At 61.8% G+C, this 10,000-nt stretch carries 6 protein-coding genes; 4 read left to right on the top strand and 2 right to left on the bottom strand.

The features are described from left to right. Positions 1-980, top strand: a 980-nt coding sequence (locus tag LDL37_RS00820; protein ID WP_290792946.1) for an alpha-L-fucosidase, incomplete at its 5' end; no start/stop codon positions are given. Positions 981-1,097: 117 nt separating this feature from the next. On the opposite strand, the gene LDL37_RS00815 is transcribed toward LDL37_RS00820, so the two are convergent. Both LDL37_RS00815 and galA (LDL37_RS00810) read right to left on the bottom strand, forming a co-directional pair. Further along, entirely contained in the window at positions 1,098-2,423 is a 1,326-nt protein-coding gene (locus LDL37_RS00815; protein ID WP_290792943.1) for an alpha-L-fucosidase, read from the bottom strand. Positions 2,424-2,484: 61 nt separating this feature from the next. Beyond that, complete coding sequence (gene galA, locus LDL37_RS00810; protein WP_290792940.1) at positions 2,485-5,346, bottom strand: beta-galactosidase GalA; 2,862 nt, start codon at positions 5,344-5,346, stop codon at positions 2,485-2,487. 200 nt (positions 5,347-5,546) lie between these two features. Between galA (LDL37_RS00810) and galA (LDL37_RS00805) the strand changes: the two genes are divergently transcribed. The 3 genes from galA (LDL37_RS00805) to LDL37_RS00795 all read left to right on the top strand — a co-directional run bounded on the left by galA (LDL37_RS00805) (position 5,547) and on the right by LDL37_RS00795 (position 9,788). Continuing rightward, positions 5,547-8,423 carry a beta-galactosidase GalA gene (galA, locus tag LDL37_RS00805; RefSeq protein WP_290792937.1) on the top strand — a complete coding sequence of 959 codons (2,877 nt, stop codon included), beginning with the start codon at positions 5,547-5,549 and terminating at the stop codon, positions 8,421-8,423. A 76-nt stretch (positions 8,424-8,499) separates the two neighbouring features. Further along, positions 8,500-9,372 (top strand): pirin family protein, encoded by an 873-nt coding sequence (locus tag LDL37_RS00800; RefSeq protein WP_290792934.1) that lies wholly within the window; start codon positions 8,500-8,502, stop codon positions 9,370-9,372. Then, positions 9,372-9,788, top strand: coding sequence for an OsmC family protein (locus LDL37_RS00795; protein WP_290792931.1), 417 nt, complete (start codon positions 9,372-9,374; stop codon positions 9,786-9,788). The genes LDL37_RS00800 and LDL37_RS00795 overlap by 1 nt, the downstream gene beginning before the upstream one ends. Positions 9,789-10,000: the final 212 nt, after the last annotated feature.

Raw genomic sequence — 10,000 nt, 5'->3', positions numbered from 1 at the left:
ATCTGGGCGCCAGCCACAACTGGTTCCACCCCAGCCATCTGTATAATCAGACCTGGCCGGAAAACGGCGTCGCCTATGACGGGGCCGACCCGCAATACGCCGACCTCTATCATCCGGCCCATAACGAGCCCTATCGCGGCACGGCGGACACCTGGTACACCAAGGACCCGGCCTTCCATCAGATATGGTACAACCGTATCCAGGACCTGATCGACAGCTATGAACCGGACCTGCTCTATTCCGACGGCGGCCTGCCCTTCGGTGTGGTCGGCCGCAGTCTGGTCGCGCACATGTATAACAAGAGCGTGGCGCGCGCCGGGCGCAACGAAGCCGTCTATAATGGCAAGGACTTCGGCTCCGGTGAATTCTACAGAGAGGCCTTTGTGCAGGACGTCGAACGCGGCGTGCTGAAAGGTATCAATCCCTATCCGTGGCAAACCGACACGTCGAACGGCGACTGGTTCTATTCGGACGGGTTCAAGTACAAGACCAGCACCGAAGTGATCCACATGCTGTGCGACATCGTCAGCAAGAACGGCAATCTGCTGATGAATGTGGTGCAGTATCCCGACGGCAGCCTGCCGCCGGAATCGCAAACCCTGCTGGCCGATCTGAGCGCATGGATGAAGGTCAATGGCGAGGCCATTCACGGCACCCGCCCGTGGACGCAATTCGGCGAAGGCCCGACCGAGGCTGCCGAAGGGGCGTTTCAGGAAGGTACGGCCTACACGGCACAGGACATTCGCTTCACGACGCGCGGCAAGACCCTGTATGCGATTTCGCTGGGCAAACCCGAAGGCCGTCTGGCCATTCAGGCGCTCGGGAAAAATGCCAAACAGGCGCGGGCGGTGAAGCAGGTGCGCTTGCTGGGCACGTCCAAACCCTGCCGGTTCCAGCAGGAGGCGGGGGCACTGGTGATCGAGGTGCCTCAGGGGGCTTCGCCCATGGCCAACGCGTTTGAAATCACCTTCCGCGGTTAGAGCGCAGGGAACTTCTGGCGCGGTATGTCAAAAGTGTGAGCGGTTTTCGATAAAGTATCTCGATAAAACAAAAATTTAGAACGGCGTCCGGAATATCCGGACGCCGCTTTATTTGATTTAAGCACAGGTCAGTTCGATAACGGTGAGCGGGTCGCCGCGCGACCCCTCAACGACCCGAAGCGTCAGCGTGCCGTCCTGCTGCGACCAGACGACCTTGCCGCCCGTCACACTGACCGCTGTCTGCACGGTTTTGGGGAAATCGCTCAGGGTCAGGCGGTCTTCGGGCCATGAGAAGATATGCACAAACACCTTGTTTTTACGGAAGGTTGTGCCGAAAACGCCATCTCGCGGCTGAAGCGGTCCGGGGCGGGTGTCCTGAATCGTATAGCCGTATTTGCTCATCCATTGGCCGATACCCCTGAGCGTTTCGGCCTGAGCGGGCGGGATACGCCCTTGCGGGTCCGGTCCGACATTGATCAGGGCATTGCCATTGCGCACGGCGGCGTTGACGATGAAGGGGACGACCTTTTGCCACGACATGGCGTAATTATCCGGCGTGTAGCCCCAGGCCGAGCCGAGGGCGAAGGTCTTTTCCCACGGACGCGCCCGGATCGGCCCTGAGATAGTGCCGTGGCCTTCTTCGGTGTCGAAATCGCCGATCCAGCCCGAACGCGGATTGATCAGGATCTTGGGCTGGTATTTGCGCACCATGCCATTAAGCTTGGCCGGCTCCCAGAACCACGCCGCGTCGGCATCGGTCCCCTTGTGCGCCAGCCAACCGCCGTCCCACCACAGGACGTCGATCTTGCCGTAGTTTTTCATCAGTTCACTGACCTGATCATAGGTCTGCATTTTCAGCAGCCGGGCATTTTCCGGTAGTTCGCGCGGGTGGAAATAGGCAGGGAAGCGCCAGTCGAGCGGCGAATAATAGAGCCCGACCTTCAGCCCGGCGCGCCGCACGGCGTTCACATAGGGCCGGATCAGGTCGCGGTGCGCCCTGGCGTGCATAGCGTCAAATTGCTGGAAGCTGGACGGGCTGTCCCACAGGGCGAAGCCGTCGTGGTGGCGGGCCGTCATCACCATGTAACGGGCCCCGGCCTGCTTGGCCAAAGCGGCCCACTGATCCGGATCATAGGCCTGCGGATCGAACTGATCGGCCAGCTTGCGGTATTCGCCGGGTGGCACCTTGTCATTGAACATGTGCCATTCGCCGCGCCCCGGAATGGCATAGAGCCCCCAGTGCACAAAGATGCCGAACTTGGCGTCACGCCACCACGCAAGGTCCTTCTCAGGCAACAAAAGCTCAGGGGCCAGCGCCGGATCGGCATTGGACAGCTTGGCCGCTGACTTCTGCTCATCGGTCTGCGTCGCAGCTACAGCGACCGCCGGGGCCGCCAGCGCGGAGGCCCCCGCCATCAGAAAATGTCGTCTGCCGATCCTCATTATTTCCTCCTTTGTATTATTCTTCCCGCGCTCCGCCGCACCAGTGGCGAACAGGCGGGCTTCAGCCGCGGATACGCACCACATCGGTAAAGCCGAAGGGCTGTCCGCGACGGGCCCGGAAAATCAAGCTGACCCAGTGTTTGCCGGCCCCCTTGGGGAAGGGGGCGCTCAAAGGCGCGCTGCCGTCGCTGGTTTTTTCAGCCACCTTCTGACCGTCAATATATAGGGTGGCCGGGCCCAGCAGGCCCAGACACTCGATGACACCGCCGCTCTTGCGCACCCGGGCATAGGCTTCGACCTCGACGGCGCACAGGACCTCCGTGTCGCGGTCGGGCGCAGGGAAGGGCACGCCCGCGCGGAACCAGCCCCACGAATTCATGTCATTATCCTTTGGGCGCAGATCGGGATTGAGCGGCCCCGCCTGTTCGGGGGCGCGCCGCCAGTTTTCGGTGATCTGCACGCTTTCGGACACGGCCTGATAGGGCCAGGGCTGCGCCGCCTGCACGTCGATCCTGAGCGTTGCGGGCTTCAGACCCTCCGCCACGGCCTTTAGAACGAGCGGGTCGGACTGGCCTTCGCGCGTCTGGACGATCACCTGCGCCAGCCCGTTGAACAGGGCGCGCGTGTCGCCTTTTTCCGGGCTGATATCATTGGGATTGCCGTTGCCAAGCCCGATAATGTCGCCGCCTTCGACCGTAAAGCGCACGCTGTGCTGGGCGGTCGGCACGTGCCGGCCCTTCGCATCCAGCGCTTCTACCGTGAAGGGCTGGGCATCTATGCCATCCCCCTTCATCACCGGGCGGAAGGGGGTCAGTTTCAGTTGTACCGGCGCGCCCGTCGTTTCGACCTCAAAGCGCTTGATCGCCTTGCCGCCGCGATACCCAATGGCGCTCAGCCTTCCGGGCGCATAGGCGACGCTCCAGCGGTTCATCTCGTAACGGTCCCCCGCCTGACGCCCCAGCGGGCGGCCATTCAGGAACAGTTCCACCTCGTCCATATTGTGCAGGGCCATGACGAGGATGTCCTGCCCCTCCTGTCGGGCCCAGTTCCAGTGCGGGGCCAGATGCAACACCGGCTCGCTGCGCCACATAGCCTGCCGCATCCAGAAGGCGGTCTTGGCGAAGCCGCACAGGTCCATAATGCCAAAGAAGGACGAGTTGGACGGCCACTGATGCGGCGTCGGTTCGCCGTGATAGTCGAAACCGGTCCACACGAAGGTGCCCGCCACAAAAGGCCGCTCGGCTATGGCTTTCCAGCCGACGCGCTGCGTGGTGCCCCAGTCGGCGGCGTCATCGTCATAGGAGGCGATGATGTGCTTATCCTTTATCGTCTTGTATTCCCCGCGTGTCATGAAGGCGGAGCAGTCTTCGGACGAGGTTATGGGTAAGGTCGGGTGCGTCTTATGGAAGGCGTCGTAATTCTGATACTGATAGTTGAAACCGACCACATCGACGGCCTGAGACACATTGACGGGCGTAAACAGACCGTCATTCATGGCCGCCGTCACCGGGCGGGTGGTGTCGAGCGACTTGACCTTCGCCACCATGCGCCGGACCATCTGATAGCCCTGTTCCGTGCCCTGCATCGGTTCTTCGTTGAAAACGGACCACAGGATGATCGAGGGGTGGTTGCGATCGCGGCGCACCAGCCACTCCAGCTCGGCCATATGGATGGGCGAGGGGTTGAAGACGCGGTTTTCGTCCATCACCAGAAAGCCCATGCGATCGCACAGGGCATAAAACGCCTTGTCCTGCGCATTGTGCGAACAGCGGATGGCGTTGCAGCCCAGCTCTTTGAGGCGGTGCAGGCGATATTCCAGAAGCCCCGGCGGCACGGCGACGCCGACGCCGGCATGGTCCTGATGGATGCACACGCCCTTCAGCTTGAGCGGCTGACCATTGAGGAAGAAGCCCTTGTCCGGATCAAAGCTCTGGGTGCGGAACCCGGCGGGGGTCACCACCTCGTCAAGGATACGCCCCTTCTGGATAAGCTGCGTGCGCACCTGATACAGGTAAGGGGAGTCGATGTCCCACAGGGTCGGGTTGCCGACATTCATGCGACCGGTCGCGATACCGGTCTGCATCGGCGGGATTTGGGCGGTCAGGCGACAGGTGCTGACAACCCGGCCCGCCGCATCGAACAGTGACGAGACGATCTCCGCCGATTGCGGCCGGTCGGTGGTGTTGTTCAGCGTCACCTCGACCGGAATCTGCCACTGATCGCCGGTCTTGACGGGGTGGGCAAAGACGCCATCGGTCTCAATATGCAGCGGATGACGCTTGACGATCCACGTGTTGCGGTAAATGCCCGCCCCTTCGTACCACCAGCCCTGCATAGCGTCGGCATCGACGCGCACCACCAGTGAATTGAGCGCCGCGCCGTAGGACAGATAGGGCGTGATATCGACATAGATGGAGTTATAGCCCGACCAGTTGCGATTGATCAGCGTGCCATTGAGCCAGATCGTGGCGTGGGTCGAGATGCCGTCAAGTTGCAGCTCGATATGCTTGCCGCGGTCACTTTCGTCGAACCTCAGCAGGTTGCGATACCAGCCGATGCCGCGTTTGCGATACCCCTGCGCCAGATTTTCGCGCTCATCCGGCACCTGAAAACTGGCAAAGTCGTGCGGCAGAGTGACATGCGTCCACTCCGTATCGTCATAGGAGGCCGCCGCGGCGCCCCAGGCCGATCCGGCCTTGGCATTGGCGTAGGACCAGCCGTGCCCCAGTATCTTGGGGAAGGGAATGTCGCCTTCGAAAAAGCGCCAGCCCTTGTTCAGCGAGAGTACTTCGCGGGGTGACGGTCCGCTGGCCGGAGCCGGAGAAGGCGCGGCGCGATCCGTAGCCTTTGCAGGTGCGGAAACACCATAGGACACAGTCCCCAGCAGGCTCACGGATTTCAACAGGTCACGTCTGTCCAGCACGCGCTTCTCCCTTTTTATTGTCGGACAATAATATTATTTTGAGAGCGCTTGTCCAGTCGTGATCTGAAGATTCTACGGAAATAAGTGGTGGGGGCTTTGTGCGGCCCTTTCTTGTTTGCGTTGGACGCCAGCGGCGTATTGAAGCGAGGTTTATTATAATATAATAACGCAGCAAACACAGAACACAGGCAGGGGATGACATGTGCAAACAGACATACACGGGCAGGCTTCTCAGGGGCGTGCTGGCGGCGCTGCTGCTGATATGCGGGCTGGCCGTGCCCGCTGTGGCCCAGACCCCGCGTGAGCGCCTCAATATCGACAAGGACTGGCGTTTTGCCTACGGCCATGCCGATGAGGCCCAGCGCGACTTTGGCTATGGTCTGCGGCCCTTTTTCTTCGCTAAGGCGGGGTATGGCGACGGTCCGGCCAATCCGGACTTCAGCGATGTCAGCTGGCGCAAGGTCGATCTGCCGCACGACTGGGCGGTGGAACTGCCCTTTGACCAACGCGGCAATACCAACCACGGCTCCAAGGCCATCGGGCACCCGTTCCCGGAAAACAGCGTCGGCTGGTATCGTAAAACCCTCACGATTCCGGCCTCGGACAAGGGGCGTCGGATTTCGCTTGAATTCGATGGCGTCTATCGCAACAGCGTGGTGTGGATCAACGGGCACTACCTCGGCACCGAACCCAGCGGCTATTCAGGGTTTCGTTACGACATCACCGATTACGTCAATTTCGGCGGCGAGAACCTGATCGCGGTGCGTGCCGATGCGACGGTCGAAGAGGGCTGGTATTACGAAGGGGCGGGCATTTACCGCCACGTCTGGCTGACCAAGACCGATCCGCTGCACGTGGCGCAGTGGGGCACCTTCGTCCGATCGACCATTGAGGGAGCGAATGCCCGGCTCGACATCGACCTGACGGTGCAGAATGCCTTCAAAAGCGAGCAGGGCTTTACCATCCGTCATGAGGTGGTGGATGCCCGCGGGCAGGTCGTGGCGCAAACAACGCAGGCCGACCGGTCAGTGAACGCCGTATCGGACGGGGTGTTTGCCGCCACCCTGACGCTGTCTGAGGCGCATCTGTGGTCTCTGGAAGACCCGTATCTCTATACCCTGCGCACAAGCCTGTTGCGCGACGGGCAGGTCGTGGACCGCTATGACACCCGATTTGGGGTGCGCACCGTCACCTTTGATCCGGACAAGGGCTTTTTCCTCAATGGCAAGGCCGTCAAACTTCAGGGCACCAATAACCATCAGGACCATGCCGGTGTCGGCGTCGCCCTGCCGGATGGCCTGCAAACCTGGCGGCTGAAACAGCTCAAATCCTTTGGCGTCAATGCCTACCGCGCCTCGCATCATCCGCCGACGCCGGAGCTTCTCGATGAAGCCGACCGTCTGGGGATGCTGGTCATCGACGAACACCGCATGATGGGGACAAGCCCGGAAATCACGCACCAGCTTGAGCGCCTGATCCGCCGCGACCGCAACCACCCGAGCGTCATCCTGTGGTCGGTGGGCAATGAGGAGTGGGCGCTGGAATGGAAGGACATTGGCACGCATCTGGCGCTTGAAATGCAGGATTTCGTCAGGCGGCTCGATCCGACGCGGCGCACCACGGTCGCCACCAGCGGTTCGGGCAAGGGCACCTCGGTCGGCGCGGATGTCATCGGTTTCAACTATGGCGCTCAGCACGACGTCGATGGCTTCCACGCGCAGCACCCGGAAAAGCCGGCCATCATGACCGAGGAAGGCTCGACCCTGACGACGCGCGGCATCTATTTCGACGACTCGGCAAGGGTGCACCTCAATGCCTATGACCGTCAGGGCCGCCCGGGCAGCAGCCTTAGCATCGAAGAAGGCTGGACCCGCGTCATGGCGCGTCCGTGGATGTCGGGCATGTTTGTGTGGACGGGGTTCGATTATCGTGGGGAAACCACGCCGTTTGGCTGGCCGGCCATATCGTCGCAATTCGGCATGGTGGATACAACGGGTGTGCTTAAGGACACGGCCTATTATCTGAAATCGGTGTGGACCGATCAGCCGATGGTGCACATCCTGCCGCACTGGAACTGGGCCGGGCGCAAAGGTCAGCCGATCGACGTCCGCGTCTATAGCAATGGCGATGCGGTCGAACTGTTCCTCAATGGCAAGTCGCTGGGGCGTCAGGCGATGCCGCGCTATTCGCACCTGAGGTGGCGCGTGCCCTATGCGCCCGGCACCCTGACTGCCAGGGCCTATCAGAAGGGGCGGCAGATCGCCGTACAAAGCGTCAGCACCACGGCCGCACCGGCGGCGGTGGTCGCGCGGCCCGACAAGACGGCACTGAAAGCCGACGGCAGCGACATTTCGGTGGTCTGGGTTCAGGTGACCGACAAAAAGGGGCGTCCTGTGCCCACGGCGGATAACCGCATAGATTTTGAGGTGTCGGGGCCGATCCGGCTGATCGGCATGGGCAACGGCGATCCGGGGTCTCACGAAGTGGACCGTCCGGCGGAGCGCCATCGCTATGTAAGCCTGTCGAACTGGCGCAGTCTGGCCATAGACGATCTGACCGACACGTCACGCGCTGTGGCCGAGACGGCCGACACCACAAACTGGCGTGATCCGGCGCAGTGGTTGCCCCCGGAGGCTCAGCCGCCCCTGACCAAAGGCCTTGTGCTGAGGGGTGAATTTGCCCGCCCGGTGATAAGCGCGGGCGAACAGGCCGTGCTCTTTGTCGGACAACTGGCCCCGGATCAGCACCTTTATGTCAACGGGCAGGCGGTAACGGCGCAGGCGATGGACGGCGCGTGGGTCATCCGGCTTGACGCCTCACAACTCAAGGACCGCAATAGCCTCAGCTACGTCATGCCGACGCCCGCCGCTGGCGTGCAGGCCCTGTATGATCAGTCGGTGGGCGGCTCACGCTGGGGCAGCCTGCGGGTCACGACCCCGGCAGCCCCGTGGCAACGCCGCCTGTTCAACGGCTGGGCGCAGGTGATCGTGCAATCCACAGGGGAGCGCGGCCGCGGGCAACTGAGGCTGGTGTCATCGGGCCTGACGGCGGCCACAGTCGATTTTCAGGCGGAGTAGAGCGCAACACGATTTTGCATGACCCGTGCGGGGAAAGAGCGTAAGCCTTGCGGCAAATCAGCCATCGGGGGCCTTCATGACCGACGCCATCGCACTTCTTATTCCGCCGCGCGAAAAGGACCTTGGCGGCTTTACCGTCAAGCGCATCCTGCCCTATGCCAAACACCGCATGGTCGGACCGTGGATCTTCTTTGATCACATGGGGCCGGCGGTGTTTGAGCCGGGCAAGGGCACCAATGTCCGCCCGCACCCGCATATCAACCTGGCCACCGTCACCTATCTGTTTGAAGGCCATATCCACCACCGCGACTCGCTGGGATCGGATCAGGTCATCACACCGGGGGCCATCAATCTGATGGTGGCGGGCAGGGGCATCGTCCATTCCGAACGCGAGCCGCTGGAGGGCATTGACACCACGCGGCAACTGCACGGGCTGCAACTGTGGCACGCCCTGCCGGAGGCCGACGAAGAGATCGACGCCGCCTTTTTCCACTATGACGCCGAAGAGATTCCGGCGCTGACGGTGGAAGGTGTGCCGGTGCGCGTGATGATGGGTTCGGCCTATGGCGTGACGTCTCCGGTCAAGACCTATGCCGAGACGCTGTATCTGGAGGCACGCCTGAGCGCCGGGCAGGCGCTGGTCCTGCCGGATCACGTCGCTGAGCGCGCGCTCTACGTCGTGTCGGGCCGCGCGGTGGTCAATGGCACGCTGGTCGAAGCCTCGCACATGGTCATTCTCAACGCCGGTGCCACGGTCAGCGTCACGACCGACGCGGAGGCGCAACTGGCCCTGATCGGCGGCGAGCCCTTTACCGAGCGCCATATCTACTGGAACTTCGTCTCGTCGCGCAAGGAACGCATCGAGCAGGCCAAGGCCGACTGGCGCGAAGGGCGCTTCCCCAAGGTGCCGGGCGACGAGATCGAATTCATCCCGCTGCCGGTCGAATGATGTCAGATGTAATCTCTGCACGGGTCGAAGAGACCCATATCTCCGATTTCAGCGTGGCTATCGAGGTCAGGGGTCACCGCCTGAGCGGCGACGAACCTGAATCGCAGGGCGGGATGAACCTTGCCCCGTCGCCCTATGACTATCTGACGGCGGCGCTGGGCGAATGCACGGCCATGACCGTGCGCTGGTACGCCAGACAGAAGAACTGGCCCTTGCAGGATGTGCGGGTGGAGCTGACCCACGAAAAGGTCGCCGGTCACGAATCGGGCAAGGCCGATATCTTCCGCAAGTCGGTAACGATTATCGGCGACCAGCTCAGCGACGAGCAGCGGCAAAGACTGCACGACATCGCCGCCAAATGTCCGGTGCACAAAACCCTGACGGGTGGTGCGTTTATTGAGACAGTCGCCGGTTGACAGCCTTTCCGTTTCAAGATATTTGAACATTGTTCATGTATCTTTTGGAGGGGATGATGAAAACGATCTTATTGGCGCTGGCCCTATTGGGGGCTGGCAGTGGGGTTGCGACGGCCCAGACAGCAAAGCAACCGGCAACCCACTCACGAGCCTTTCCCCATGCTGACGGCCCGTTCAATGCCATGATGGTGTTGATACCCGAAGCCGATCTT

It is taken from the genome of Asticcacaulis sp. (assembly GCF_020217185.1).
In the GTDB taxonomy this organism is placed as follows: Bacteria; Pseudomonadota; Alphaproteobacteria; order Caulobacterales; family Caulobacteraceae; genus Asticcacaulis.
Note: the sequence above shows the minus strand (reverse complement) of the source record. Positions and strands in the feature narration are given on the sequence as shown.